The 26,345-nt window shown below is 61.7% G+C and carries 21 protein-coding genes and 1 pseudogene; 14 read left to right on the plus strand and 8 right to left on the minus strand.

Annotated elements, in window-relative coordinates; translation table 11 throughout:
• From AC1D1Z_RS22025 to AC1D1Z_RS22035, 3 genes are all read left to right on the plus strand, one after another.
• Window positions 1-1,509 (plus strand): glycosyltransferase family 2 protein (locus AC1D1Z_RS22025; RefSeq protein ID WP_477851669.1); only part of this gene is annotated, 1,509 nt, incomplete at its 5' end.
• Between the two features lie 37 nt (window positions 1,510-1,546).
• Window positions 1,547-2,068, plus strand: coding sequence for a DUF995 domain-containing protein (locus tag AC1D1Z_RS22030; RefSeq protein ID WP_018244217.1), 522 nt, complete (start codon window positions 1,547-1,549; stop codon window positions 2,066-2,068).
• A 4-nt stretch (window positions 2,069-2,072) separates the two neighbouring features.
• Window positions 2,073-3,044, plus strand: coding sequence for a glycoside hydrolase family 26 protein (locus tag AC1D1Z_RS22035; protein WP_131605367.1), 972 nt, complete (start codon window positions 2,073-2,075; stop codon window positions 3,042-3,044).
• Window positions 3,045-3,122: 78 nt separating this feature from the next.
• On the opposite strand, the gene AC1D1Z_RS22040 is transcribed toward AC1D1Z_RS22035, so the two are convergent.
• Window positions 3,123-4,409, minus strand: coding sequence for an ABC transporter substrate-binding protein (locus AC1D1Z_RS22040; RefSeq protein ID WP_131605368.1), 1,287 nt, complete (start codon window positions 4,407-4,409; stop codon window positions 3,123-3,125).
• A gap of 144 nt (window positions 4,410-4,553) precedes the next feature.
• On the opposite strand from AC1D1Z_RS22040, the gene AC1D1Z_RS22045 reads away from it, so the two are divergent.
• From AC1D1Z_RS22045 to AC1D1Z_RS22055, 3 genes are read left to right on the plus strand one after another with little or no spacing between them, the layout of a single operon-like run.
• The gene (locus AC1D1Z_RS22045; protein ID WP_477851670.1) at window positions 4,554-5,582 is read left to right on the plus strand and encodes a LacI family DNA-binding transcriptional regulator; all 1,029 of its coding nucleotides are present in this window, start codon (window positions 4,554-4,556) and stop codon (window positions 5,580-5,582) included.
• Window positions 5,583-5,591: 9 nt separating this feature from the next.
• Entirely contained in the window at window positions 5,592-7,448 is a 1,857-nt protein-coding gene (locus AC1D1Z_RS22050; protein ID WP_131605369.1) for a DUF2264 domain-containing protein, read from the plus strand.
• Window positions 7,445-8,455 carry a hydroxyacid dehydrogenase gene (locus tag AC1D1Z_RS22055; RefSeq protein ID WP_131605370.1) on the plus strand — a complete coding sequence of 337 codons (1,011 nt, stop codon included), beginning with the start codon at window positions 7,445-7,447 and terminating at the stop codon, window positions 8,453-8,455. Before AC1D1Z_RS22050 ends, AC1D1Z_RS22055 begins: the two co-directional genes overlap by 4 nt.
• A gap of 98 nt (window positions 8,456-8,553) precedes the next feature.
• Here AC1D1Z_RS22055 and AC1D1Z_RS22060 read toward each other — a convergent pair whose 3' ends face one another.
• The 5 genes from AC1D1Z_RS22060 to AC1D1Z_RS22080 all read right to left on the minus strand — a co-directional run bounded on the left by AC1D1Z_RS22060 (window position 8,554) and on the right by AC1D1Z_RS22080 (window position 13,975).
• Window positions 8,554-9,831 carry a Gfo/Idh/MocA family protein gene (locus AC1D1Z_RS22060; RefSeq protein WP_018448056.1) on the minus strand — a complete coding sequence of 426 codons (1,278 nt, stop codon included), beginning with the start codon at window positions 9,829-9,831 and terminating at the stop codon, window positions 8,554-8,556.
• 155 nt (window positions 9,832-9,986) lie between these two features.
• The gene (locus AC1D1Z_RS22065; protein WP_131605371.1) at window positions 9,987-10,811 is read right to left on the minus strand and encodes a sugar phosphate isomerase/epimerase family protein; all 825 of its coding nucleotides are present in this window, start codon (window positions 10,809-10,811) and stop codon (window positions 9,987-9,989) included.
• Window positions 10,812-10,839: 28 nt separating this feature from the next.
• Window positions 10,840-12,003: a dihydrodipicolinate synthase family protein gene (locus tag AC1D1Z_RS22070; protein ID WP_131605372.1), complete on the minus strand. Its 1,164-nt coding sequence runs from the start codon at window positions 12,001-12,003 to the stop codon at window positions 10,840-10,842.
• Between the two features lie 3 nt (window positions 12,004-12,006).
• Window positions 12,007-13,155: a Gfo/Idh/MocA family protein gene (locus AC1D1Z_RS22075; protein WP_018244226.1), complete on the minus strand. Its 1,149-nt coding sequence runs from the start codon at window positions 13,153-13,155 to the stop codon at window positions 12,007-12,009.
• A gap of 142 nt (window positions 13,156-13,297) precedes the next feature.
• Window positions 13,298-13,975 carry a TetR/AcrR family transcriptional regulator gene (locus tag AC1D1Z_RS22080; protein WP_018448053.1) on the minus strand — a complete coding sequence of 226 codons (678 nt, stop codon included), beginning with the start codon at window positions 13,973-13,975 and terminating at the stop codon, window positions 13,298-13,300.
• A 197-nt stretch (window positions 13,976-14,172) separates the two neighbouring features.
• Here AC1D1Z_RS22080 and AC1D1Z_RS22085 point away from each other — a divergent pair, with 197 nt between their 5' ends.
• The 7 genes from AC1D1Z_RS22085 to AC1D1Z_RS22115 all read left to right on the plus strand — a co-directional run bounded on the left by AC1D1Z_RS22085 (window position 14,173) and on the right by AC1D1Z_RS22115 (window position 23,020).
• Window positions 14,173-15,459: an ABC transporter substrate-binding protein gene (locus tag AC1D1Z_RS22085; RefSeq protein ID WP_026230929.1), complete on the plus strand. Its 1,287-nt coding sequence runs from the start codon at window positions 14,173-14,175 to the stop codon at window positions 15,457-15,459.
• Window positions 15,460-15,465: 6 nt separating this feature from the next.
• Window positions 15,466-16,425 (plus strand): carbohydrate ABC transporter permease, encoded by a 960-nt coding sequence (locus AC1D1Z_RS22090; RefSeq protein ID WP_018244229.1) that lies wholly within the window; start codon window positions 15,466-15,468, stop codon window positions 16,423-16,425.
• Complete coding sequence (locus AC1D1Z_RS22095; protein WP_027682265.1) at window positions 16,418-17,305, plus strand: carbohydrate ABC transporter permease; 888 nt, start codon at window positions 16,418-16,420, stop codon at window positions 17,303-17,305. Before AC1D1Z_RS22090 ends, AC1D1Z_RS22095 begins: the two co-directional genes overlap by 8 nt.
• Entirely contained in the window at window positions 17,305-18,402 is a 1,098-nt protein-coding gene (locus AC1D1Z_RS22100) for a Gfo/Idh/MocA family protein (protein ID WP_205921848.1), read from the plus strand. The genes AC1D1Z_RS22095 and AC1D1Z_RS22100 overlap by 1 nt, the downstream gene beginning before the upstream one ends.
• 32 nt (window positions 18,403-18,434) lie before the next feature.
• On the plus strand, window positions 18,435-19,511 hold the full coding sequence (locus AC1D1Z_RS22105) for an ABC transporter ATP-binding protein (protein WP_131605374.1): 1,077 nt from the start codon (window positions 18,435-18,437) through the stop codon (window positions 19,509-19,511).
• 182 nt (window positions 19,512-19,693) lie between these two features.
• Window positions 19,694-20,569, plus strand: a complete 876-nt coding sequence (locus tag AC1D1Z_RS22110; RefSeq protein ID WP_131605375.1) for a phosphotransferase — start codon at window positions 19,694-19,696, stop codon at window positions 20,567-20,569.
• Window positions 20,570-23,020: a GcvT family protein gene (locus AC1D1Z_RS22115; protein ID WP_131605376.1), complete on the plus strand. Its 2,451-nt coding sequence runs from the start codon at window positions 20,570-20,572 to the stop codon at window positions 23,018-23,020.
• A gap of 6 nt (window positions 23,021-23,026) precedes the next feature.
• Here the strand turns inward: AC1D1Z_RS22115 and AC1D1Z_RS22120 are convergent, their stop codons facing one another.
• Together AC1D1Z_RS22120 and uxaC are read right to left on the minus strand one after the other, a co-directional pair.
• Window positions 23,027-24,481, minus strand: coding sequence for a mannitol dehydrogenase family protein (locus AC1D1Z_RS22120; protein WP_131647514.1), 1,455 nt, complete (start codon window positions 24,479-24,481; stop codon window positions 23,027-23,029).
• Complete coding sequence (gene uxaC, locus AC1D1Z_RS22125) at window positions 24,478-25,893, minus strand: glucuronate isomerase (protein WP_018244236.1); 1,416 nt, start codon at window positions 25,891-25,893, stop codon at window positions 24,478-24,480. The genes AC1D1Z_RS22120 and uxaC overlap by 4 nt, the downstream gene beginning before the upstream one ends.
• 230 nt (window positions 25,894-26,123) lie before the next feature.
• Here uxaC and AC1D1Z_RS22130 point away from each other — a divergent pair.
• A pseudogene (locus AC1D1Z_RS22130) lies at window positions 26,124-26,345 on the plus strand (hypothetical protein); the annotation flags it as partial.

Consider the following 26,345-nt stretch of genomic DNA (forward strand, 5'->3'; position numbering starts at 1 on the left):
CTGCAGGCGATGCTTGACCAGATCGACGTCGATTTCGATGTCTGGCTGGCCGACGAGGACCCTTCGGAGGAAACCAGGCGCTGGTGTGCGGCGCACGGCGTGCTGATCTCCACCCGAAAGGGCGTGGCGGAGTATCATCGCACCACCTGGCCGCGCCGGACGCGTTGCAAGGAAGGCAACCTCGCCTATTTCTACGACCATTTCGGCTATGCGCGCTACGATTTCGTCGCCCAGTTCGATGCCGACCATGTGCCGACGCCGACCTACCTCCGTGAAATCCTGCGCCCCTTCGCCGATCCTAAGATCGGCTATGTCTCCGCTCCCAGCATCTGCGATGCCAATGCCGGCGAAAGCTGGGCGGCGCGTGGCAGGCTCTATGCCGAGGCAAGCCTGCACGGTTCGCTGCAGACGGGTTACAATAATGGCTGGGCGCCTCTTTGCATCGGTTCCCATTATGCGGTTCGCACGGCGGCCCTTCGTCAGATCGGCGGCCTCGGCCCGGAACTTGCGGAAGACCATTCGACAACGCTGATGATGAATGCCGGCGGCTGGCGTGGCGTGCATGCCGTCGATGCGATCGCTCATGGCGACGGACCGGCAAACTTCACCGATCTCGTCGTCCAGGAATTCCAGTGGTCGCGCAGCCTCGTCACGATCCTGCTGCAACATTCCCGCCGTCACATCATGCACCTGCCCTGGCGACTGAGATTTCAGTTCGTGTTCTCGCAGCTGTGGTATCCGCTCTTCTCCGCCTTCATGGCCGTGATGTTCCTGCTGCCGGTTGCCGCCTTGATGACGGGCCAAGTCTTCGTCAATGTGACCTATCCGGATTTCCTGCTGCATTTTACGCCGATATCGGTCGTGCTGACGCTGTTTGCCTTCTTCTGGCGAGCCACGGGAACCTTCAGGCCGCACGATGCGAAACTGTTCGGCTGGGAAGGGCTCGCTTTTATCTTCCTGCGCTGGCCGTGGTCGCTTGCCGGCAGCCTCGCTGCGCTTCGCGACTATATCTTCGGCTCCTTCGTCGATTTCCGCATCACGCCGAAGGGAAGGCAGCAGCAGCGGTCTTTGCCGTTGCGCGTCATCGCGCCCTATATCGCGCTCGCCGGACTGTGCGCAGCCGCCATGGCACTGGCCAGTGAGGCCCCTGCCGCCCAAGGCTTTTATATTTTCGCGGCGATGAATCTCTCGATCTATCTGTCGCTGACGGTGCTGATCGTCATTCGCCATGCGATCGAGAACGATCTGCCGCGGCTGCCGCAATCACGCGGCCTGTGGCTTGCGACGGCTACGGGGCTTGCGATTTGCATCACCGGCGGCATGCAGGCGGGCAGCCATGGTCTGCATAGCCTCGAGGCCCTTTCCCACGGCCAGACGTTCATCAGTTTCAGCCAATCACAGTTTGCCGTAGCCGGTGCCGGTGTCGGCGGCGGCAAGACCAGGATCGTGAAGTTCCGCCTCAGATGGCATGGGTTCGGAAGCACGGGGCGGGACGAACAAGGTGTCTGAGCCGGCGGAACCGGCAAGTGTCGAGTAGGAGGATGTAATGAGTATCGGATCGAGACTATACGGAGCGGCCCTCGCTCTCAGCCTGTGTCTGCCCATGGCGGCACACGGCGCCGAGGTCGCCAAACAGAAAGCGCCGACGCCGGTCAGCGCCTATGAGCTCTATCGTATCTATGGCGACAAGACCTGGACCTGGAACACCGGCGGCGGCCGTTTCTTCGATGACGGCCGGCGATTTATCGCCTGGAGCAATGACAAGGGCAAGCCGTCCTTCGCCGAAGGCAGATGGGTGGTCGACGATCTCGGCCAGCTCTGCATGCGTGCCACCTGGACGAATGCCGAGGGTGCGGCCCGCGCCAGCACCTGTTTCGGTCACCGCAAGATCGGCAACACGATCTATCAGCGGCGCCAGCCGGACGGCAAGTGGTACGTCTTCCGTCATGCATCGGTGCTCCCGGATGACGAGTTCCGCAAGCTCGTTCCCGTCGATACGGTGAGCGCGAAGGCGCGCGAACTGAAGCAGGTCCTGCTGAGCCAGGAAATAGCCCGAAAAGGAGGGTGAAGCCATGAAGAAGCTAATGAAAAACAACCTCTCGACCACCGCGATTGCGCTGCTGTTGTTGTGTCTCGCGGATCTTCCCGGCCGAAGCGAAGTGCAATATGCGGGCATTGCGCCAAACCCGGCGGCGGCCGTGCAGACAATTATCGACAAGCGCCCCGTCCTTCATGCCGACGGCATCAAGTTCGGGGCCTACGATCCGCACGGCGATTTCGGCGCGCAGGCGAATGTCGCGACCGAAGCCCTGTTCCTGCCGTGGGAGGACGTCGACCTCGAAACGTTGCGCGTCGCCGATGCCTATGCGCTGGCTAGAGGCCGCAACCTGCTGATCACTGTGGAGCCATGGTCCTGGGACGTCGATTGGCGGCTCACCTCCGCACAGCTTCGCGCCAAGGTTTTGCGCGGTGACTACGATGTCAACATGCGTTCGATCGCGCATATGATATCCGAGCTGAAAAGCCCGGTGATCGTCCGCTGGGGACAGGAGATGGAGGACAAGTCAGGGCGGTTCTCATGGTCCGGCTGGAGCCCGCAGGACTATATCACGGCCTACAAGCGGATGATGGACATTGTCCGCCAGGAGGCGCCTGGCACAGAGCTCATGTGGTCGCCGAAGGGAGAGCCTGGCCTCCAGGCCTATTATCCCGGCGACGATTATGTCGATCTCGTCGGGCTCTCGGTCTTCGGTCTGCAGCGCTACGACGAGCTTGCCTACAATGAGCACCGGACGTTCTCGGAAGCATTGAAGCAGGGGTATGATCTCGTCGCCGGTTACGGAAAGCCCATCTGGGTGGCGGAGCTCGGCTATGAAGGCGGTGACGCCTATATCAGGCCGTGGATCGAAACTGCCACGTTGAAGCAGAGCGCCTTCCCGAATCTGCAGGAAGTCGTCTATTTCAACGACCGGGATGTGCACTCATGGCCGTTCGATCTTGGCCGGCCGGACTGGCGCGTKGTCGAAAACCTGGACAGCAACTGATAGTCCGGAAAACAGAGGCCTGAAAAACGGAGAGGCCCGCCTGGGTGTTGCGGGCCTCTCCTCATGTCGGGCGACCGATCATCCCTTGATCGTTGCCTTACCCTCTTCGATGAGCCGGGTCGCCGCATCGGCGGGCGATATCCGTTCGAAGGCGAGTTCGTCACAAATCGGGCGCAGCACGCGCTGGTCGAATTGTGTTGCGCCCATCGGCACCGGCGGCGGATACTCGCCGACTTGATCCTTGAGCAGGTTCACGTATTTGACCGTTTCCTGCTCCGTCGGGTTGAGCTGCGGCAGGATGGCTTCACGCACGGTAGGCGACATTGGCACGCCGCGTTCCACACCGAGAATCTTGCCGGCTTCGGGATCATTGACAAAGAAGCTGATGAACTTCGCGGCAGCTTCGCCCTGCTTGGTCGTAGCGCCCACACTCCAGATCAGTGCCGGACGGTAATAATGGCCGGATGGACCGCCCTTCTTTTCACGCGGCAGCGTGGTGATGCCAAGCTTGTTCTTGATGATCAGCTGATATCCGACCATCTGGTTTGAATAGGCCATGCCGATCACCGATTTGCCGAGACCAAGGCAATTGGTGTCGATCGTGTTTTGATCGAGGGTCTGCACGTCGGCAGCAACGGTGCCGCCCGCCTTACGCAGTTTCTCCCAGTAGTCGAACCATTCCCTGGCGTCGTCGGCCGTGAAGCCGAGCCCCGCGCTTTCCCTCGCAAAGAGGCTCTTGCCGCGCTGGCGCAGCCAGGCATCGAACACATAGTTGTAGCGCGCCGCATAGGGGCCGCCGCCCTTGCCGGAGGACTTGGCGAGTTCTACGGCGAGCTTGGCGTACTCATCCCAGGTGAGGTCGGGCGTCGGCAACGGGATGCCTGCCTTTTCGAATTCGACTGTGTCGAAGAACATCGAGAAGGAGTTGAGGCCGAGGCCAACACCATAGAGTTTGCCGTCAATGGTGGTCAGTTTCAGCATGTCGGCGCCGAAGGACTGAACGTCCAGCGCGGAGGGGACGAATTCATCGAGCGGCAGGCAGGCGCCGCGCTTCGAATAGTCTGAGATTGTTCCTGGCTCGAGTTGGAAGATGTCGGCGATCGAGCGGCCGGCCATCTGCGTTGCGAGTTTCGTCCAGTAGCCGTCGCCTGACAGCGATTCGCCGACGAGAGTGACGCCAGGCGTCTTCGACTGATAAAGCTTGGCAACATCGAGCGTACGCTTGGCACGGTCGTTGGACCCCCACCACATGGCACGCAGCTGTGCGTCTTCGGCAAAGGCCGGAATGGCGCTTCCGGCACCGAGGGCGAGACCGGCGGCCGCGCCGGCTGAACCCATCAGAAATGAACGGCGATTGACCTGCATGATATTCCTCCTTGTCCCAACTGCCCGCTGCCATCCTCCAACGGCATTATCGAGCACTTCGGCAAACAGATTACGCAAAAAAAAATTTATTGCAAGAAGCAACCATTTTCTTGCAAATTTGCATTATTTGCATAATGTTTGCCTATGAACGACCAAAAGATCAGACGGCCGCGTCAGGCCGATATAGCCACATTGGCCGGCGTTTCCGTTTCCACGGTGTCGCGCGTGCTCGCCAACGAACCTGGTATCAGCGAAACCGTCCGGCGCCAGATATTGAAGGTGGCAGCCGAGAACGGCTATCCCGTCAAACCGGCTTCCGAAGCCGTTGCCGGCGGGCTGGCGTTGATTGCCAGCGACGGCGTCACCGGCACTCTCAGCGTCTTCTATGAAGCGATCGTCGACGGCCTGCGCGCCGGCGCTGCGGAAGCGGGCATGCCCTTCGACGTCCGGCTGGTCCGCGAAGATCGTATCACCCCGGATGCCGTGCGCGACTATATGCAGACCGCGGGAGCTGAAGGTCTCTTTCTCGTCGGTATCGATCCGAACGAGACGTTGCGTGGCTGGCTGCAAGCCAGCATGACACCGACCGTTCTTGTCAACGGCACTGATCCAAGGATGCAGTTTGACGGCGTTTCGCCGGCTAATTTCTTTGGCGCCTACGAGGCCACCCGCCGGCTGACCGAGGCCGGCCATCGTCGGATCCTGCATCTGAGCGGCTCCCACCGCCACACGATCCGGGAGCGCGTGCGCGGCTTCGAGGCGGCGATCGCCGCCGTCCCCGGCGCAGAGGGCCGTCTCGTGTCCCTGACCCTTGACGGCAGCGCCAGCCGGGAGGCGCATGAACGCAYCGCCGCCGCACTTGCCGAGGATGCCGGTTTTACCGCCGCTTTCTGTATGAATGATTTTATCGCCGTTGGCGTGCTCGAAGCCGTCACCGAGGCCGGGCTGCGTGTGCCGGAGGATTTCGCGATTGTCGGTTTCGACGATCTGCCCTGCGCGCTGATGACAAGTCCGCAGCTTTCCACCATGCGCGTCGACCGCGCTGCCCTCGGGCGCGAAGCCGTTTCGCTGATGCTGTCCCGCTTCCGCAACAGGACGGCCGCTGCGCGCCATATCTGCCAGGCGGTCATTCCCATTCCGGGAGGAACCGTTCCGAACATCGAAAACCCGTGAGTGATGCCGATGACCTATGATCCCGCCAGCGCCAACCCGCTCGCAGGCAATCCGCTGGAAACCCGCGCCGATATGAGCCGTGCGCTGCTTGCGCTCTTTGATCCGCTGCTTGCCTGTTTCTCGAACGGCAATGCCCGCGTCACCCTCAATGGCGGCGGCGCTCATTTCGACCGGGCGGCGGCCGATCTCGAAGGGTTCGCCCGCCCGCTCTGGGGATTGGCGCCGCTTGGCGCAGGCAAGGGCGACTTCGCCCATTGGCATCGTTTCGCCGAAGGTCTCGCAAACGGCACCGATCCCGCCCATCCGGAATATTGGGGAACGGTCAACGGCCGCGATCAGCGGATGGTCGAGCTTGCCGCTCTCGGTTTTGCCCTGGCACTGGTGCCCGAAAAAATCTGGGAACCGCTCGATGCGCGCGCCCGCAGCAATGTCGTCGCCTATCTCAAGCATGTCAGGCAGTTCGATTATGCCGACAACAATTGGAAATTCTTCCGGATCTTCGTCGATATCGCGCTCGATCGTCTCGGCGCCGATTTCGACCGCAGCCTGACGCGGCAATATCTTGAGGAGCTCGAAGGCTTTTATATCGGCGACGGCTGGTATCGCGACGGAAACGTGCGCCGTATCGACCACTACATTCCCTTCGCCATGCATTTCTATGGCCTGATCTATTCGAAGCTCGTCGATGACGATTATGCAAAGCGCTACCGCGAGCGCGCGGTCCTCTTCGCCCGGGATTTCCGGCACTGGTTTGCCGCTGACGGGGCGACGATCCCCTTCGGCCGCAGCCTGACCTATCGTTTTGCCTGCGCCGGCTTCTGGTCGGCGCTCGCCTTTGCCGATGTCGAGGCTCTGCCCTGGGGCGAGGTCAAGCATCTCTGCCTGCAGCATCTGCGCTGGTGGAAGGACAAGCCGATTGCCGATCGCGACGGCGTGCTGTCGATCGGCTTCGGCTATCCGAACCTGCTGATGTCGGAGAGTTACAATTCCGCCGGCTCGCCCTACTGGGCCTTCAAGGCCTTCCTGCCGCTGGCGATCGCTGAGGATCACCCATTCTGGACGGCGAAGGAAAAAGTGCCGGAGCAGGCGCCTGACATCGTTCCCCAGCGTCATCCCGGCATGGTGATCATGCGGGCGGGCGGCGATGTCGTGGCGCTGTCTTCCGGCCAGGAAAACCTGCAGATGCGGTGCGGCACGGAAAAATATGCGAAGTTTGCTTATTCCGCTCGATACGGCTTCAGTGTCGAGGCCGATGAGCGTGCCTTTGCGCTTGCCGCCTTCGATTCAGCGCTTGCCTTCAGCGATGACGGCCTTCACTACCGCGTGCGCGAAACGAACGAGGAAGCCAGGCTCGCAGGTGACGTGCTCTATGCGAAGTGGTCGCCTTTCCCAGATGTCGACGTCGAAACCTGGCTCGTGCCGGCCGCACCCTGGCACATCCGCCTCCACCGGATCAGGACAAGCCGGCCGTTGCGGATTGCCGAAGGCGGATTTGCCATCGGCCGCCGGGATTTCGAGCTGGATACGCTATCCGCGTCGAATGGGGTTGCCTATGCGATCGGCGAAGCCGATTTCACCGGCATTCTCGATCTCGGCTCTTCGGTCAAACGTTCGGGGCTTGTCCAGAAGGCAATGCCCAACACCAATGTGATCGTCGCGAAAACCCTCGTGCCGCAGCTGCGCGGGCAGATTCCGGCCGGTGAAACCATCCTGGTGACGGCAGTGCTGGCACTTGACGATCCCGCTGCTGTCTCGTCTGTCTGGACGAACCCGCCGAAAGCGCCTGACATTGCAGCGCTGGAGGCCCTGGTGAAGGAAAAGGGCGTGACAGTCAGCGCCATCGAAGCGCCGGGACAGATGCCATGAGCCAGCCGGCCATCGTCTTTGCCATGCAACCGTCGCGCACGGAGCATGTGCTGCCGGATGAGGTCCTGCGCCGGCTGAGTGGCATCGGTCGCCTGCTGGATCCCAAACCGCTGCAGCGCTTCGACGACGAGCGTGCGAGACGTCTGCTGGCCCAAGCCGAAATCCTGATCACCGGCTGGGGCGGGCCCTATGTCGGGCCCGAAATCCTCGCCGCGGCGCCGCATCTTAAGCTCATCGTCCATGCGGCGGGCACGGTCAAAGGCGTCATAGACGACGCCATCTTCGAAGCCGGTATCCCGGTCAGCCATTCGGCCGAGGCCAATGCCGTGCCGGTGGCCGAATTCACGCTGGCGGCGATCATCTTCGCCGGCAAGCGCGTTTTCCGTTTCCGCGATCTCTACGTCGCCGACCGAAACCGCAACCGCACCCATCCGATGCAGCGCGAAGCGATCGGAAATTACCGCCGCACCGTCGGCATCGTCGGCGCTTCGCGCATCGGCCGGCGCGTCATCGAGCTCTTGAAACCCTTTGATTATAGACTGCTGCTCGCCGATCCGACGCTTGATGCCGCCGAGGCAGCCGGCCTCGGAACGGAAAAGGTCGATCTCGACGAACTGATGCGGCAAGCGGACATCGTTTCCCTGCATGCGCCGTCGCTGCCGTCGACGCGGCATATGATCGATGCGCGAAGGCTGTCGCTGATGAAGGACGGCGCGACGCTCGTCAACACGGCGCGCGGCATTCTCATCGATGAGGCCGCGCTGCTTTCGGCGCTCAAGACCGGCCGTATCGACGCGGTCCTCGATGTCACCGATCCGGAGATCCCGGAGGCGGGTTCTGCTTTCTACGATCTGCCGAACGTCTTTCTGACACCGCATATTGCCGGCGCTATTGGATTGGAACGGGCGCGCCTCGGCGAGATGGCAGTGGACGAGATCGAGCGCTTCGTGACCGGTCAGCCGCTGCTCTACCAGATCCATCAGGCTAATCTCGAAAACATCGCCTGAGGCGCGTCGAGCGGCCTAGAGTTCGGAATTGTGTAAAACAAAGAGATAGAGCATTTCCGTGATTCGGAGAAAAACGGAAACCCTCTAGGCAACAGGCATCAGCGCGACGTCCTCAGCGAATTTGGCGAACCGTCATTGGCAAGTTCGGGCATGAGATCGGCAATGTTGACCACCTTGCCGGTGCGCGAACTGGTGAGCGCGGCAATGCCGCAAAGCACGGACATGGCGCCCGCCCGCGTGCCGGCGCGCTGGGCGAGCCTGTCTTCAATATCGGGTTTGAAGATCATATTGCGCATCCGGTCGTCGCCGCCGTAGTGGCCGCCTGTGAAATGCGGAACGACGATGCGCTCCACCGCCTCTTTGCCGTTCGGGAAATTGCGGATGAGGAGGATGGTGTCCTCCTTCGGCTCTTCCCAGGGCTGGGCCTCATATTGACGAAGCTCGATGCGCCCTTTGGTGCCGTTGAAGGCAAGGTGGTGGCCTTCGATCGGTTGGAAAGTGTTCAGCGAATAAGAGACATGGACGTTGTTGCGGTAACGGAGCGACACCACCATCGTATCAGGAATGTCGATGTCCTCGCGGAAGACGCAGCCGTCTCTGAAGTAGCCGTCGATCTTCGAGGGATCCTCGTAGAGTGAATCGAGGAAGGGATCGGCCTCGAGATCGAGGTAGTAGTCGCATTCATGCGTGTGCGGACAGAGCTTGCAGCGCGGGCCGCGGAACGGGCCCTTGCGACCGTAATTCTGCAGGTCGGCGAAGGAGGTGACGGCGTCGGGATCGCTGTCGAGATACCAATTCAGCAGATCGAAATGATGGGTCGCCTTGTGGACGAACAGACTGCCGGAATTTTCCGTATAGGCATGCCAGCGGCGGAAGTAGTCGGCGCCGTGCTTGGTGTTCAGATACCAGTGGAAGTCGACCGAGGTGACCCGGCCGATTTCGCCGGCATTGAGCAGTTCCTTGATCTTCGCAGCCGTCGGCGCATAGCGATAGTTGAAGGACACGTCGACCCGGCGACCCGTGCGCTTTTCGGCATCCAGAATCCGGCGAATCTTTTCGACCGAGGTCGTCATTGGCTTTTCGGTAATGACGTCGATGCCGGACTCCAGCGCCCGCACGACAATGTCGTCATGCGTATGGTCGGGCGTACAGACGATGACCAGATCCGGCTTCTGCTCGTTGAGCATCGAATCGATGTTTTCGTAGAGCGGTGCATTGCTGCCGATCATGTTACGCGCGCGTTCCCCGCGCAGCGAATTCTTCTCGACGATCGCGGTCAGGTCGACATGCTCGCGCCAGCCGGCAAGCAGATCCTTGCCCCACATGGTGGTGCCGCGGTTTCCCGTACCGATCAGGGCAAAACGGCGTTTTTCCATCGAATGATCCTCCTGCATGCGTGATGAAACAAATACTGAAAATCAGGCCTAAAGCGCGTCGCGATCTTTCAGATTCGCGTGGCCCGCGCTTCAGGGTCTTTGGTTTTTCGCACATCATGGTCGCAAAACCGCTGCACACTTTTGTGCGACATGCTTTAGCAGCAGCTCCTGAAGCGCTCGACGCAGGTGGCGATCACTTCCTCGGCCGGGCGTTTCCACCAGTTTTCGGCCGAAAAGATCTCCACCTCCTGCGCGCCGAAGAAACCGGCGGTCTCCACCATCCGTCTTATGCCTTTGAGGTCGATCACACCATCGCCCATCATGCCGCGGTCGAGCAGCATGTCCTTTGTCGGCACCAGCCAGTCGCAGATGTGATGGGCAAAGATGCGTTTCATGCGCCCGGCGCGGGCAATCTGGTTGGCAAGATCGGGGTCCCACCAGACGTGATAGACATCGACAGCAACGCCGACATGCTCCCCGAGCTGCTCGCACATGTCGAGCGCCTGGCCGAGTGTATTCACGCAGGCACGGTCGGCGGCATACATTGGATGCAGCGGCTCGATAGCGAGCTTTACACCCGAGGCCTGCGCATGCGGCAGCACGGCGGCGATGCCGTCGAACACCATCCGGCGGGCGGCGACGATGTCCTTCGAACTGCCCGGCAGGCCGCCGACGACGAGCACGAGGCAATCGGCTGAAAATGCCGCCGCTTCGTCGATGGCACGCCTGTTGTCGTCGAGATTTTTCTGCCAGTCGGCATCGTTTGCCGCCGGGAAGAAGCCGCCGCGGCAAAGCCCGGTCAGCTTGATGCCGTTGGATTTGACGATACGCACCGCTTCATCGAGCCCGACCTTGGCAACCTGGTCGCGCCAGGGCGCGATCGCGGTGATGCCGTGTTTCAGGCAGATATCGACGGCCTGGGCAAAGCCGCACTGTTCGCGGATCGTCGCCAGATTGATCGAAAGCCCTTCGACCTGCATGTCATTCTCCTCCCATCACCTCAGCGCTTCAGTTGACGCCGTGGACGGCGAGCACTTGACGCATGCGGCTTGCAGCAAGTTCGGGATCTGCCAGAACCCGTGCCTTGTCGGCCAGGCGGAAGAGTTCGGCCAGATGCGTCAGCGAGCGGGTGCTCTGCTGGCCGCCGACCATGACGAAATGGTCCTGCAGGCCGTTGAGATAGGCGAGGAAGACGACGCCGGTCTTGTAGAAGCGGGTCGGCGCCTTGAAGATGTGGCGCGACAGGGGCACGGTCGGCTCCAGCAGGTCGAAGAATTCATGGTTGCTCTTGCGGCCGAGCGCTTCTAGGGCTGCCGAGGCTGCCGGCGCGATCGCATCGAAAATGCCGAGCAGCGCGTCGGAATGGCCTTCTTCGTCGCCGGCAATCAGTTCGGCATAGTTGAAATCGTCGCCCGTATACATACGCACGCCGTTCGGCAGCCGGCGGCGCATCGCCACTTCCTTCTCCTTGGAGAGCAGCGAGATCTTGATGCCGTCGACCTTGTCGGCATGGGCTTCGATCACCTCAAGGCAGGTGGACATGGCTTGGATATGATCACCATTGCCCCAATAACCCTCGAGCGCCGGATCGAACATTTCGCCGAGCCAATGGATGATGACGGGTTCCCTGACCTGGCGGAGGATGCGGTCATAGACGCTTACATAGTCGTCCGGTCCTTTGGCGGCGGCGGCAAGCGCCCGGCTCGCCATCAGGATGATGCGGCCGCCGGCCGCCTCCACCGTTTCGATCTGCTCCTCATAGGCTCTGAGGATCGTGTCGATAGTGACGTCAGGTCCCGGCGTCAGATGGTCGGTGCCGGCGCCGCAGGCGATCAGCGCGTCCTTGCGGCCGGCCGCCTCACTGAGCGCCCGCCGGATGAGGTCGCGCGCATCCGGCCAGCCGAGGCCCATGCCGCGCTGCGCCGTATCCATCGCTTCGGCAACGCCGAGGCCGAGATCCCAGAGCCGATGGCGGAAGGCGAGCGTCCGCTCCCAATCGATCGCCGGTGTCAGCCACGGATCGTTGTCGGCGAGCGGATCGGCGACGACATGGGCCGCGGCAAAGGCGATGCGTGGAAAGGCCTTGGCGTCGCGCTTGGCGAGCGCGATCGGCGTGCCTGTCAGCGTGTAGGGAACGATCTTGCCGTCAAGAGGGAGATTGATCGTCGTCACGGCTCAGAACTCCAGTGCGGGAACATCGAGCCAGCGGCGCTCGGCCCATGATTTCAGGCCGAGTTCGGCAAGCTGTACGCCCTTGGCGCCGGCTTCCAGGCCATAGGGCCACGGCGCATCTTCGACGACATGGCGGATGAACATTTCCCACTGGGCCTTGAAGCCGTTGTCGAATGGCTGCGTGTCAGGAACCTCGTCCCAGGTCTTGTAGAAGTCGATCGTTTGCGGCTGGTCCGGGTTCCAGACTGGCTTCGGCGTGTTGACGCGGTGCTGGCTCCAGCATTTCGTCAGGCCGGCGACGGCCGAACCATGTGTGCCGTCGACCTGGAAGGTGACGAGGTCGTCGCGGCGGACGCGAACGGCCCAGGAGGAATTGATCTGCGCGATCGCGCCGCCTTCGAGCTCGAAGGTCGCATAGGCCGCATCGTCCGTGTCGCAATCATAGGGCTTGCCCTGCTCGTCGATGCGCTGGCCGATATGAGTGGCGCCGAGGCAGGAGACAGCCTTGACCTCCCCGAACAGATTGTCGAGCACGTAGCGCCAGTGGCAGAGCATGTCGAGAATGATGCCGCCGCCGTCGCCTTTACGGTAGTTCCAGGACGGGCGCTGAGCCGGCACGCCCCAATCGCCTTCGAAAACCCAGTAGCCGAATTCGCCGCGCACCGAGAGGATCTTGCCGAAGAAGCCGGAATCCCTGAGCAGCGCCAGCTTGCGCAGGCCGGGCAGGAAGAGCTTGTCCTGCACGACGCCGTGCTTGAGGCCGGAGCCGCGCGCCTTGCGCGCAAGGTCGAGTGCCACCTGCAGATCGTCGGAGATCGGCTTTTCGCAATAGACATGCTTGCCGGCATCGAGCGCCTTGGACAGCAGCTCGGCTCGCATCAGCGTCGTGCCTGCGTCGAAGAAGATCGTGTCGTCGGGATTGGCAAGAGCCGCATCGAGATCGGTCGACCAGCGCTTGATGCCGTGCTTCTTCGCCAGCTCGTCCATCTTGGCGCCGTTGCGGCCGACGATGATCGGGTCGATCTCGAGTTTCTCGCCCGATTTGAGCGTGATGCCGCCCTGGTCGCGGAAAGCGAGAATCGAACGCACCAGGTGCTGATTGTACCCCATGCGGCCGGTGACGCCGTGCAAGATGATCCCCAAGCGTGCCATTTTTTCCTCCCAGCAATCTTTTGCGGCGGGAGCGGGCATCCTGGCCCGGCCCTCCCAAGCCGGTAACTAAACAGTTACTTGATGGCAGAAGATCGGAGCGGCTGTCAAGAGTCAAATCCGATTTTCGAGATCAGGAAAGGCTCTAGCGCTTGATCGAGGCGAGCGTGACGTGGACGATATGCCTCTCCCAGGCATTGAGATGGGTCGGCTCGATCAGGTCGCGGCCGAAGATCGTCGACAGCGTGTACTGGTTGGAAAGGTAGAAATAACCGAGCGAGGCGATCGTCAGGTAGACATGCAGGGGATCGGCGGTCTGGATGAAGACGCCCTGCTTCTTTCCCTGCTCGAGCACTTGAGAAAGCTCGCCGATCAAATGTGAATGCAGTTCCTTGAGCCGGACGGACTGACGCAGCCAGCGGGCGCGATGCAGATTTTCCGTGCCGAGCAGGCTGAGAAATTCCGGATGCTGGAGAAAATAACGCCAGGTGAAGAGTGCCAGTTCGCCGATGCCTTCCTCCGGGCTGCGGTCGCCGATATGAAGCGCGCGCTCGGCGGTGCGGATGCCGACATAGGCTTCTTCGAGCACCTTGAGGTAGAGCTGCTCCTTGTCGCCGAAATAATGATAGAGCATCCGCTTGTTGGTGCCAGCGCGCTCGGCGATCGCATCGACGCGAGCCCCACCCATGCCGTTTTCAGCGAATTCCCGGGTTGCCGCTTCGAGGATCGCAGCGCGTGTCCGCTCCGGATCGCGGTGGGCCGTCCGTTCCGCGACCGGGCGTCGAGACCGTTTCTTTGCCCCCTTCTCCCCGCTGTCGTTCATCTCTCCACCTCCGTCTTCACATGTTGCGCTCATAAGCCTTCGGTGCGAAATTGTAAAAACCGAATTTGAACGGCCCGCGAGCGACACCGCTTGACACGCTCGCCGCTTTGCCCGTAGCTTGTAACCAATTAGTTATTTATGCAAGGGTAACTAGGTTCGGAAGCGTGTGGAGGCGCTTCCCTTTGGAGGAGGAAAAAATGAGCCTACGTGTAAGCAGACGTAATTTCGTTGCGGGAGGAGCGACGCTTCTTTCGCTCTCGGCGCTGGGAACCAGCGCTTTGGCACAGGAAACGCGCCTGCGTCTCCTGTGGTGGGGTTCGCAGCCGCGCGCCGATCGCACCAACAAGGTATCGCAGCTCTATCAGACGAAGAAGCCGGGCACGTCGATCACCGGCGAATTCCTCGGCTGGGGCGACTACTGGCCGCGCCTTGCGACCCAGGTCGCCGGCCGCAACGCGCCCGATGTCATCCAGATGGACTATCGCTATATCGTCCAGTATGCGCGGCGCGGCGCGCTCGCCCCGCTCGAATCCTATATGCCGGCCAAGCTCAACCTCGACGATTTCGACAAGGCGCAGATCGAAGGCGGCAGTGTCGACGGCCACCTCTACGGCGTCAGCCTCGGGGCGAATTCGGCGGCCACGGTCCTGAACACCACTGCCTTCAAGGAGGCCGGCGTCGATCTGCCGACCCAGGCAACCACCTGGGAAGAATTCGGCCGCATCGGTGCGGAGATCACCAAGGCGGGCAAACGCAAGGGCATGTTCGGCATGGCCGACGGCAGCGGCGGTGAACCACTGTTCGAAAATTGGCTGCGTCAGCGCGGCAAGGCGCTTTATACCGCCGACGGCAAGATCGCCTTCGGCGTGGACGATGCCTCGGAATGGTACGACATGTGGGCCAAGTTCCGGGCTGCCGGCGCCTGCGTTCCTGCCGATGTCCAGGCCCTCGATAAGAACGATATCGAAACCAACACGGTATCGCTCGGCAAGTCGGCCGCTGGTTTCGCCCATTCCAACCAGTTCGTCGCCTATCAGGCAATGAACAAGGACAAGCTGGCGCTGACCAACTACATGCGGGTCAAGGCGGATTCGAAGGGCGGCCACTACCGCAAGCCGTCGATGTTCTTCTCGGTCTCAGCCCAGTCGAAAGCCGTGGACCTGGCCGTGGACTACGTCAATTTCTTCGTCAAGGACCCCGAGGCAGCGCTGCTTCTGGATGTCGAACGCGGCATTCCGGAATCGAGCGCCATGCGTGAGGTCGTCGCGGCGAAGCTCGACGAGAACGGCAAGATTGCGCTGGCCTATGTCAGCGGCCTTGGCGAACTCGCCGGCAAATTGCCGCCGCCACCGCCCGCCGGCGCCGGTGAAGGCGAGCTGACCCTACGCAACATCGCCGAACAAGTGGCCTTTGGACAGGTATCTCCTTCCGATGGCGGCAAACAGCTTGTCGATGAAATCACGCAGATTCTCGCACGAGGCTGATCCCGTATGAGCAATGCGATGCGCACGCCCGCAGGGGCCATAAATGTGGAAAGATATCAGGGGGCCGTGGCCGAAGGACGCTTCAGGCGTCTCTGGAATGCCAATGCTCCCGGCTATCTCTTCCTTCTTCCGTGGCTCATCGGCTTTTTCGGGCTGACGCTCGGGCCGGCCCTGATTTCGCTCTACCTCTCCTTCACCGACTTCGACATGCTGCAGTCGCCGAGGTGGGTGGGAATGGCGAATTATGTGCGCATCGCCACGGCCGATCCGAAATTCTCGGCCGCCATGCACGTCACCCTGACTTATGTCGTCTTCTCGGTGCCGTTCAAACTGACCTTCGCCTTGCTGGTCGCCATGGCCCTGAACCGCGGCCTGCGTGGGCTGTCGATCTACCGCGCCATCTTCTATCTCCCCTCATTGCTGGGCGGCAGCGTGGCGATCGCCGTGCTCTGGCGTCAGCTTTTCGCCAGCGATGGCCTCGTCAATGCCGCACTCTCGCATTTCGGCATCGAAGGCCCAAGCTGGATCTCGCATCCGAACTATTCGATCTACACGCTGGTGGCTCTGTCCGTCTGGCAGTTCGGCTCGCCGATGATTATTTTCCTGGCCGGCCTGCGCCAGATCCCGCAGGATATGTATGAGGCCGCCAGCCTCGACGGCGCCTCGAAGTTCCGGCAATTCTACAAGATCACGCTGCCACTTCTGACCCCGGTGATCTTCTTCAACGCCGTCGTCCAGACGATTGAAGCCTTCAAGGCATTCACACCAGCCTTCATCATCTCCGGCGGCACGGGCGGTCCGATCAATTCGACGCTCTTCTACACGCTCTACCTCTATCAGGAAGCCTTCGGCAATTTCCGCATGGGCTACGCCTCGGCACTCGCCTGGATCCTGGTGGTGATCATCGCGATCTTCACCGCCTTCTCCTTCCTGACCTCACGTTATTGGGTGCACTACGATGACTGAGATGACCGCTTCCGTCACTGCGGCCAGGCCGCCATCCGACATCACCAAACGCAGCCTGCCGGCGTCGCTCATCATCCACGCCCTGCTGATCGCCGCTTCACTTCTCATGCTCTATCCGCTGTTGTGGATGGTTTCGGCATCGGTAAGGCCGGAAAACGAGATCTTCTCGTCGACCTCGCTCATCCCGTCGTCGATCGATCTCTCCTCCTATGCGCGCGGTTGGGTCGGTCTCGATGTCAGCTTCGGCCGGTTCTTCTGGAATTCGCTCGTCATTTCGCTGCTGGTGGTGACGGGTAATGTCATCGCCTGTTCGCTGACCGCCTTCGCCTTCGCGCGGCTGCGTTTTGCCGGCCGGAACTTCTGGTTCGCGATCATGCTCGGCACGTTGATGATCCCCTACCATGTGACGCTGATCCCGCAATATGTACTCTTCCTCAACCTCGGCTGGGTGAACACCATCCTGCCGCTTGTTGTGCCGAAGTTCCTGGCAAGCGATGCCTTCTTCATCTTCCTCATGGTGCAGTTCTTCCGCGGCATCCCGCGCGAACTCGATGAGGCGGCGATGATGGATGGCTGCAGCGCTTGGCGCATCTATTGGAAGATCATGCTGCCGCTATCGCTGCCGGTTTTGGCAACGGCCGCCATCTTCTCCTTCATCTGGACCTGGGACGATTTCTTCGGTCCGCTGATCTACCTGAACGATATGAACACCTACACGATCCAGCTCGGCCTGCGCACTTTCGTGGATTCCACCAGTGCATCGGATTGGGGCGGTTTGTTCGCCATGTCGACCCTGACGCTCGTGCCGGTCTTCTTCTTCTTCCTGTTCTTCCAGCGCCTGCTGATCGAGGGCATCGCCACAACGGGCATGAAGCGTTGATGGCGATAACGGGAAAGAGCGACATGAGCATCAGGACGGTCGCGATCGTTGGTTGCGGTATCGGCCGCTCCCATATCGTCGAGGGTTACCTGCCGCATTCCGACAAGTTCAAGGTCGTGGCGATCTGCGACCTGAACGAGCAGCGCATGGCAGCGGTCGGCGACGAGTTCGGCATCGAACGACGCACGACTTCCTTCGCGGAACTGCTGGCCGACGACACGATCGACATCATCGATATCTGCACTCCTCCCGGCATCCATCTGGAACAGGTGGTCGCAGCCCTGGCTGCCGGTAAACATGTCGTCTGCGAAAAGCCGCTGACGGGCTCGCTTGCCGCTGTCGATACCATCATGGCAGCGGAAAAGACCGCCAAAGGCGTGCTGATGCCGATCTTCCAGTACCGTTACGGCGACGGCATCCAGAAGGCCAAGCGGATCATCGACGCCGGTATTGCCGGCAAGCCCTATACCGCTTCGGTCGAAACCTTCTGGCTGCGCAAGCCGGAATATTACGCCGTGCCCTGGCGCGGCAAATGGGCGACGGAGCTCGGCGGCGTTCTCGTCACCCATGCGCTGCATCTGCACGACATGCTGATGCATCTGATGGGGCCTGCGGCAAGGGTCTTCGGCCGCGTCGCCACCCGTGTCAACGATATCGAGGTCGAGGATTGTGCCTCCGCCAGCCTGCTGATGGAAAACGGCGCCTTTGTCTCGCTTTCCTGCACCCTTGGTTCGCAGGAGCAGATTAGCCGGCTCAGGCTGCATTTCGAGAATGTCACTTTCGAAAGCAGCCACGAGCCCTATACGCCAGGTAAGGATCCCTGGAAGATCATCGCCGCGAATGACGACGTCCGGGAACAGATCGACAAGGTGGTTGGCAACTGGCAGCCGGTTGCGCCGCGTTTCACCACCCAGATGGGCCAGTTCCACGCCTTCCTCAGCGGCCATGCGCCGCTGCCGGTGACGACGGTGGATGCCCGCCGTGCACTGGAACTCGTCACCGCCATCTACCAGTCTTCCGACAGCGGCGCTGACGTGCCGCTGCCGGTCGGCCCCGACAGTCCGAAATACGCCGATTGGCGCGCAAGAACGAAGTAACCGACAAAATAAAAAGAGAGGGTTTTGAGAAGATGGCAACCAGTGTCGTTCTTCAGAAGGTCGAGAAGCGCTACGGCGCGATGGATGTGATCCATGGCATCGACCTGACGATCGATCCCGGCGAATTCGTCGTTTTTGTCGGCCCCTCCGGCTGCGGAAAATCGACCCTTCTGCGCATGATTGCCGGCCTTGAGGAGATTTCGGGCGGCGCGCTGCTGCTCGACAGCGAGCGCATGAACGAGGTGGCGCCGGCCAAGCGCGGCATCGCCATGGTCTTCCAGTCCTATGCGCTCTATCCCCATATGTCGGTTTACAAGAACCTCGCCTTCGGCCTGGAGACGGCGGGTTACAAGAAGGCCGATATCCAGCCGAAAGTGAAGCGCGCCGCCGAGATCCTGCAGATCGAGAAGCTGTTGGAGCGCAAGCCGAAGGCGCTCTCCGGCGGCCAGCGCCAGCGTGTCGCGATCGGCCGCGCCATCGTGCGCGAGCCGCGCATCTTCCTGTTCGACGAGCCGCTGTCGAACCTCGATGCCGAACTGCGCGTGCAGATGCGCGTCGAGATCTCCCGCCTGCACCGCAGCCTCGGCAATACGATGATCTATGTCACCCACGACCAGGTGGAAGCGATGACGATGGCGGACAAGATCGTGGTGTTGAATTCCGGCCGTATCGAGCAGGTCGGCGCGCCGCTCGATCTCTACAACAACCCGGCCAACCGCTTCGTCGCCGGTTTCATCGGCAGCCCGAAGATGAATTTTTTGAAGGCCCGCATCGAGCAGGTCGGCGAGGCCGAAACCAGCATCCATGTCTGCGGCAATTCCGTCCGCCTGCCGCGCCGCCTGAACGGCGGGGCGGGAGAGGACGTCACCTTCGGCATCCGTCCCGAGCATCTTTCGCTGGCCGAAGGTACAATCGCGCTCTCGACCGTCAACGTCGATCTCGTTGAAAATCTCGGCGGCGCCACCATGCTCTACACCACGACGCCGGATAACCAGCTCCTGACCGTCGCGCTTGACGGCCAGCAGAAGGTGGAGCGCGGCGCCAATGTGAAGGCCTCCTTCGATCCGGCCCGCTGTCACGTCTTCGACGCGGCCGGCAAGACGATCTAAGCGCACCGCCGCTTGACATCAGATCCTCCTCTGCCCCATCATTTCGGAAGGGGTCGCTAGAACAGGATGATTTTAGGCCGGGTCGGCCTAAAATCTGAATCCTGTTCTAAGTTAAATAGTTAGAGCATGATGTCGTCCGAAAACCGCTCACACTTTTCGGCATCATGCTCTGGGGGATAAGCATGACGCCTGAAGATAGGATTCATGCGCTTGGTATCTGGCAGGGCCCGATCGAAATCTCGCCGATAGCAGGCGGCATCACCAACAGGAATTATCTGGTCAGCGACGCCGTCGCGCGCTGCGTGGTTAGGCTCGGCACCGATATTCCGATCCACCACATCTGCCGGCAGAACGAGCTTGCCGCAAGCCGTGCCGCCCATGCAGCCGGCATTTCGCCGGCGGTCATCCACCATTCGCCGGGCGTCCTGGTGCTCGAATATATCGAGGCAAAAGCGCTTTCGCCGGAGGATATCAGGAGGCCGCAAATGCTGGCCCAGGTCGTGCCGCTGGTCCGCGCCTGCCATCGCGACATCGCCCGGCATTTCCGCGGCCAGGCGATGATCTTCTGGGTCTTCCACGTCATCCGCGACTACGCCGCCAATCTGAAGGCGTCGAAGAGCGCCTATCTTCAGTTGCTGCCGGGGCTCCTCGGAAGGGCTGATATGTTGGAAGAAGCGGCAGGACCTTTCGAGATCGCCTTCGGCCACAACGACCTGCTGGCCGCCAACTTTCTCGATGACGGCAAACGGCTCTGGCTGATCGACTGGGACTATGCCGGTTTCAACACGCCGCTTTTCGATCTTGGCGGATTGGCCTCCAACAACGAACTCTCGGAGGCGGCCGAGCGCGCGATGCTGGAGACCTATTTCGACCAGCCGCTGACCGATAATCTCAGCAGGCGCTATGCCGCGATGAAATGCGCCTCGCTGTTGCGCGAGGCGCTCTGGAGCATGATTTCGGAAATTCATTCCACCATTGATTTCGATTACGCCGGCTACACGGCCGAAAATCTCGCGCGCTTCGAGCGCGCCTATCAAGCCTTTGAACAGGATCAATAAATGACGAAGGAATTACCGAAGACGGCGAAGGCCGTGGTCATCGGCGGCGGCATCATCGGCTGCTCGACGGCCTATCATCTCGGCAAGCTTGGCTGGACCGATACCGTCCTGCTGGAGCGCAAGAAGCTTACGTCGGGCACCACCTTCCACGCCGCCGGCCTCGTCGGCCAGCTGCGCACCAGCGCCAACATCACCCAGCTTCTTGGCTATTCGGTCGATCTCTACAAGCGGCTGGAGGCGGAAACGGGTCTTGGCACCGGCTGGAAGATGAATGGCGGCCTGCGCCTTGCCTGCAACGAGGAACGCTGGACCGAGGTCAGGCGCCAGGCGACCACCGCCCAGTCCTTCGGCCTCGAAATGCAGTTGCTGACCCCGCAGGAAGCCTTCGATCTCTGGCCGCTGATGACAACAGACGATCTCGTCGGCGCCGCCTTCCTCCCAACCGACGGCCAGGCCAATCCCTCCGACATTACCCAGGCGCTGGCAAAGGGCGCCCGCATGTCAGGCGTTTCGATCTTCGAGGATATGGAAGTCCTCGACCTTGAAATCGACAAGGGAAAGATCCGCGCCGTCGTCACGGCGCAAGGGCGCATCGAATGCGAGCGCGTCGTCGTCTGCGCCGGCCAATGGACGCGCGCCTTCGCCGCCCGCTTCGGCGTCAACGTGCCGCTGGTCTCCGTCGAGCATCAATACATCATCACCGAATCCTTCGGCGTGCCCTCCAACCTGCCGACGCTGCGCGATCCCGATCGCCTGACCTACTATAAGGAGGAGGTCGGGGGCATCGTCATGGGCGGCTACGAGCCGAACCCCATTCCCTGGGCAAAGAGCGGCATCCCCGAGGGTTTCCACTACACGCTGCTCGACAGCAATTTCGACCATTTCGAACAGATCATGGAACAGGCACTCGGCCGCGTCCCGGCGCTGGAAAATGTCGGCGTCAAGCAGCTGCTGAACGGCCCGGAAAGCTTCACGCCGGATGGTAACTTCATTCTCGGCGAGGCCCCGGAGCTGAAGAATTTCTTCGTCGGCGCTGGTTTCAACGCCTTCGGCATCGCCTCGGCTGGCGGCGCCGGCATGGCGCTTGCCGAATGGGTGACAAAGGGCGAACCGCCTTATGATCTCTGGCCGGTCGATATCCGCCGTTTCGGCCGGCCGCATTTCGATACCGACTGGGTGCGGACACGCACGCTCGAAGCCTATGGCAAACATTACACCATGGCCTGGCCGTTCGAGGAACATTCGAGCGGCCGCCCCTGCCGCAAATCGCCGCTCTATGACCGGCTGAAGGCGCAGGGCGCCTGTTTCGGCGAAAAGCTTGGCTGGGAAAGGCCGAACTGGTTTGCCGATCTCTTCGCCAACGAGGAGCCGAAGGATATCTACAGCTACACCAGGCAGAACTGGTTCGACGCCGTCGGCCGCGAGCATAAGGCCGTGCGCGAAGCGGCCGTCATCTTCGACCAGACCTCCTTTGCCAAATTCGTGCTGAAGGGCAGGGATGCCGAGGCAGCGCTGTCCTGGATCGCCGCCAACGATGTCGCAAGGCCTGCGGGATCGCTTGTCTACACGCAGATGCTGAACGACAAGGGCGGCATCGAATGCGACGTGACGGTCGCCCGCATCGCCGAGAACGAATATTACATCGTCACCGGTACCGGCTTCGCCACCCATGACTTCGACTGGATCGCACGCAATATCCCGGCGGCGATGCATGCCGAGCTGGTCGACGTCACCTCAGCCTATTCCGTGCTGTCGCTGATGGGACCGAATTCGCGCGCCGTGCTGGAAAAGGTAACGGGCAGCGATGTCTCGAATGCTGCCTTCCCCTTCGGCAAGGTCAGGACCATCGGCATATCGGGCTGCCCGGTGCGGGCGCTGCGCATCACCTATGTCGGCGAGCTCGGCTACGAACTGCATGTTCCCATCGAGTATGCGACCACGGTCTATGACGTGCTGATGGCATCAGGCGGCGAGCTCGGCCTCGTCAATGCCGGCTACCGCGCCATTGAGAGCTGCCGCCTGGAAAAGGGTTATCGCGCCTGGGGATCAGACATCGGTCCCGACCATACGCCTGTTGAAGCCGGTCTCGGCTGGGCGGTGAAGATGCGAAAGAATATTCCGTTCCGCGGCCGTGAGGCGATCGAACGGCAGCTTGCGGGCGGGGTAAAGAAGCGCCTCGCCTGCTTCATTCCGGAGGATGCCGATGCCGTGCTGCTCGGCCGCGAAACGATTTATCGCGACGGCAAGCGCGTCGGCTGGCTGTCGAGCGGCGGCTTCGGTTATACGCTGGGCAAGCCGATCGGCTACGGCTACGTCCGCAATCCCGACGGCGTGACCGAGGATTTCGTCCTCTCCGGCACCTATGAGCTTGATGTCGCGCGGGAACGCATCCCCTGCAATGTGTCGCTGTCGCCGCTCTACGATCCGGATATGGCGCGCATCAAGGCGTAGCCGGGCCTAGAACAGCGGCAGCCGGTCGTCCTGAATCAGGATCTCCAGCTTGTCGGAGACGTCCTGCGTCCACGCGCGGTGTCCTGTCAAAGCTGCCGGGAAGAGTCCGGGAAGGGTGAAAAGAGCCGCCGAGAGCGCCAGGCCGGTGCGCGGGACATCGGCGATGAGAGCGGCGATTTCGCCTGCACGGGGATCGCGCAGTTCATAGCGCTCGCCGTTGCCGTGCTCGCCGATCGCATAGCGCATCCATGCCGCAACGGCGATCGCATAGGTCTCCGCCTTGTCGCCATGCGCCAGTGCCTCGGTTGCCGGTTCCAGCAGCCGCTGCGGCAGTTTCTGCGTGCCGTCCATGGCAATCTGATAGGTGCGATGCGCGATCGCCTTGTTTGCAAAGCGCGCTATCAATTCGCTGGCATAGTCATCGAGGTCGATGCCGGGAACCGCATCGAGCGTTCTTGCGGCCGCATGCATGTGGCGGTAGGCAAGGGCCGCCAGGCCGGCATCATCCATCACGTCGCGGATGAATTCATAGCCGCCGATATAACCGAGATAGGCGAGCAGCGAATGCGCGCCGTTCAGCATGCGGAGCTTCATCTTCTCATAGGCCGAAACATCCGTGACCATCAGCGCGCCGGCCTTCTCCCAGGCCGGCCGGCCATTGGCGAAATGATCTTCGATCACCCATTGCGTGAAGGGTTCGGTCTCGATCGCCGCCAGATCCTGCCGTCCGGTCAGCCGTTCGGCATCCTGGTAGGTCGCCTCGGTACTCGCCGGCGTGATGCGGTCGACCATGGTCGAGGGGAAGGGCACATTTGCCTCGATCCATTGACGAAGTGAGGGGTCGACGCGTTCGGCGAAATCGAGAACCAGTCGTTTCAGAACGGCGCCGTTGCTCGGAAGATTGTCACAGCTGAGCGGTGTGAAGGGGGCGATGCCCTTCGCCCGGCGCCGGGAAAGTCCCTCGACCAGATAGCCGATGACGCCGCGCGGCGCATGGCGGTTGGCAAGGTCGGCCGCCACATCGGCATGGTTGAGGTCGAGCCCTCCCGTCGCGGTATCCATGCCATAGGCCTTTTCCGTCACCGTCAGGCTGACGATGCGGATCGCCGGATCTTCCAGCCGATCGAGCAGTCCTGCCGGATCACGTGTCGCCACATGTGCCCGCAGAATGGGGCCGATCACCTGCGCCACCGTGCCCGACGTATCGCGGATCAGCATCGTATAGAGGCCGTTCTGCTCGTTCAGGTGATCGGCGACATCGGCAGTGCGCAGGCTCGCCACCTCGATGCCCCAGTCTCCGCCGCTTGCCGCAAGTGCGGCATCGGTAAACGGCGCGAAATGCGCGCGGAAGAAAGCGCCCGGCCCGAGATGCAGGATGCCGCTTTTCAGCTGGTTACGGTCATAGGCGGGAAGCTTCGCCGTCGGGGCGAGGCCGGAAAGGGTCTGCAGTCGTTCGGTCACAGCTTGTAGGCCTTCTTCGCATTGCCATAGGAGAGCTCACCCGCGACGATCTCGGCTTCCCGCTTGGAAATCCGGTGCTCGGCGGCGAGCTGGGCGAGGAAACGGCAGACTTCGCGGCGCCAGACGTCATGCCGGGCCGGAATCGAAAGCAGCGCGCGCGTATCGTCGTTGAAACCCGCCATATTGGCAAAGCCGGCCGTCTCGACGACCTGGTCGAGGTAGCGCCGGATGCCGTTCGGGCTGTCGTGGAACCACCAGGGCGGGCCGATCATCAGGCAGGGCCAATGGCCGACCATTGGCGCCATCTCGCGCGCATAGGTCGTCTCGTCGAGCGTGAAGAGCAGCACGCGCAGCCCCGGCGCATGGCCGTATCTGGAAAGCAGCGCATTCAAGCCGCCGACCCAGTCGGTGCTTGTCGGGATATCGGCGCCCATATTGGGGCCTCGGGTCGAGAAAAGTCCGCGGTCGGTGTTGCGTCTGGAGCCGGCATGGATCTGCATCACCATGCCGTCCTCAGCCGAAAGCCCGGCCATCTCGGTCATCATCTGGCCACGGAAGAGCTCGGCCTCCCCGGCCGAAAGCGGTCCCTTCAGCGCCTTCTCGAGCAACGCCTGCTTTTCCGCAAGCGGCAGATCTGATGTAAAGGCTGTGGGCACGCCGTGATCGGTCGCGGTGGCGCCGAACTGGCGGAAATAGGCGCGTCGGCGCCGATGCGCCTCGATCAGACCGTCCCAGCGCGTCACGTCGGTGCCGGTGATCTCTCCGAACTTGACGAGATTGTCGCGGAAGCCGACGGCGTCGGGATCGGTGACACTGTCCGGCCTGTAGGTGGTGCGCACCTTGCCGATCCATCCGTCGGCCGCCATCTTCTGGTGATGCGCCAGAGGATCGAGCGCGCCATCCGTCGTCGCGATCGTTTCGATGCCGAATCGCTGATGCAGCGCCCGCGGGCGGAATTCGGGAAGGGCAAGCTGGGCATTGATATGGTCGTAGAGCGCATCGGCATTGTCAGCCGTCAGCGGCTCGGTGCAGCCGAGTACGGCCGACATGGCGTGGTCGACCCAGAGGCTCGAAGGCGTTCCGCGGAACAGATGGTAATGCGCGGCAAAGGTCCGCCAGATCGCCCGCCCCTCAGCCACCGGCTTGCCGTCGAGCCGCGGCACGCCGAGTTCGTCCAACGTGACGCCGACGCTGTGCAGCATGCGGAAGAGATAGTGATCGGGAATGACCAGCAGCGAGGCCGCGTCTTCAAAGGGCTTATCGTCGGCGAACCAGGAAGGTTCGGTATGCCCGTGCGGACTGACGATCGGAAGATTGCGCACTGTCTCGTAGAGGTCTCGCGCGATGGTCCGTGTTGCCGGATCAGCCGGAAAAAGCCGGTCCGGATGAAGAAAGCCGTTTCCTGCATCCATCAGTATTCCTCCCTGATGGATAAGGGCCTACCCCACAACACCAGGCGCGGCAAGGTCTTTTAGTAACCAAACGGTACAGTTTTGCGCATGGCTGCGCCGGGCATGGAAAGCATTGACGCGGCGGCCTATTTCCGCTTTGCAGAACCATCTGTTCTGCCGGTTTCGGCAAAGGAGGGTCTAGAGCCTTTCCGGGTTAGATTGTAGCATTCTGTTGGCTCAAACGGAGTCGGATGGTCGACCGGCCGGCGCGCGTCGTAGCCCGGCTCTACGGCCAAGCCGGCCGGTCGAGCAGGCGGCCCGTTTCAGCCAACCTTCCCGCAGATTTGCCTGGCAAATCTGCAAGACTTAGAAGCGCCGGACGCACCTATTGCTTCGCATAGCGAAGCAGTGCGGCCGGTGGGCCGGGCATCTTTCCGCCAGGGCAAAGGCGATCGGCTCGGACGTACCAAGGG

The sequence above is a fragment of the Rhizobium sp. P1_E1 genome, assembly GCF_056406015.1.

Bases quoted from the DNA above. Each gene is read 5' to 3' on its own strand.
- AC1D1Z_RS22030 (WP_018244217.1), top strand. From the start codon at position 1,547: ATGAGTATCGGATCGAGACTATACGGAGCGGCCCTCGCTCTCAGCCTG.
- AC1D1Z_RS22040 (WP_131605368.1), bottom strand. From the start codon at position 4,409: ATGCAGGTCAATCGCCGTTCATTTCTGATGGGTTCAGCCGGCGCGGCC.
- AC1D1Z_RS22050 (WP_131605369.1), top strand. From the start codon at position 5,592: ATGACCTATGATCCCGCCAGCGCCAACCCGCTCGCAGGCAATCCGCTG.
- AC1D1Z_RS22055 (WP_131605370.1), top strand. From the start codon at position 7,445: ATGAGCCAGCCGGCCATCGTCTTTGCCATGCAACCGTCGCGCACGGAG.
- AC1D1Z_RS22060 (WP_018448056.1), bottom strand. From the start codon at position 9,831: ATGGAAAAACGCCGTTTTGCCCTGATCGGTACGGGAAACCGCGGCACC.
- AC1D1Z_RS22065 (WP_131605371.1), bottom strand. From the start codon at position 10,811: ATGCAGGTCGAAGGGCTTTCGATCAATCTGGCGACGATCCGCGAACAG.
- AC1D1Z_RS22075 (WP_018244226.1), bottom strand. From the start codon at position 13,155: ATGGCACGCTTGGGGATCATCTTGCACGGCGTCACCGGCCGCATGGGG.
- AC1D1Z_RS22080 (WP_018448053.1), bottom strand. From the start codon at position 13,975: ATGAACGACAGCGGGGAGAAGGGGGCAAAGAAACGGTCTCGACGCCCG.
- AC1D1Z_RS22085 (WP_026230929.1), top strand. From the start codon at position 14,173: ATGAGCCTACGTGTAAGCAGACGTAATTTCGTTGCGGGAGGAGCGACG.
- AC1D1Z_RS22090 (WP_018244229.1), top strand. From the start codon at position 15,466: ATGAGCAATGCGATGCGCACGCCCGCAGGGGCCATAAATGTGGAAAGA.
- AC1D1Z_RS22095 (WP_027682265.1), top strand. From the start codon at position 16,418: ATGACTGAGATGACCGCTTCCGTCACTGCGGCCAGGCCGCCATCCGAC.
- AC1D1Z_RS22100 (WP_205921848.1), top strand. From the start codon at position 17,305: ATGGCGATAACGGGAAAGAGCGACATGAGCATCAGGACGGTCGCGATC.
- AC1D1Z_RS22105 (WP_131605374.1), top strand. From the start codon at position 18,435: ATGGCAACCAGTGTCGTTCTTCAGAAGGTCGAGAAGCGCTACGGCGCG.
- AC1D1Z_RS22110 (WP_131605375.1), top strand. From the start codon at position 19,694: ATGACGCCTGAAGATAGGATTCATGCGCTTGGTATCTGGCAGGGCCCG.
- AC1D1Z_RS22115 (WP_131605376.1), top strand. From the start codon at position 20,570: ATGACGAAGGAATTACCGAAGACGGCGAAGGCCGTGGTCATCGGCGGC.
- uxaC (WP_018244236.1), bottom strand. From the start codon at position 25,893: ATGGATGCAGGAAACGGCTTTCTTCATCCGGACCGGCTTTTTCCGGCT.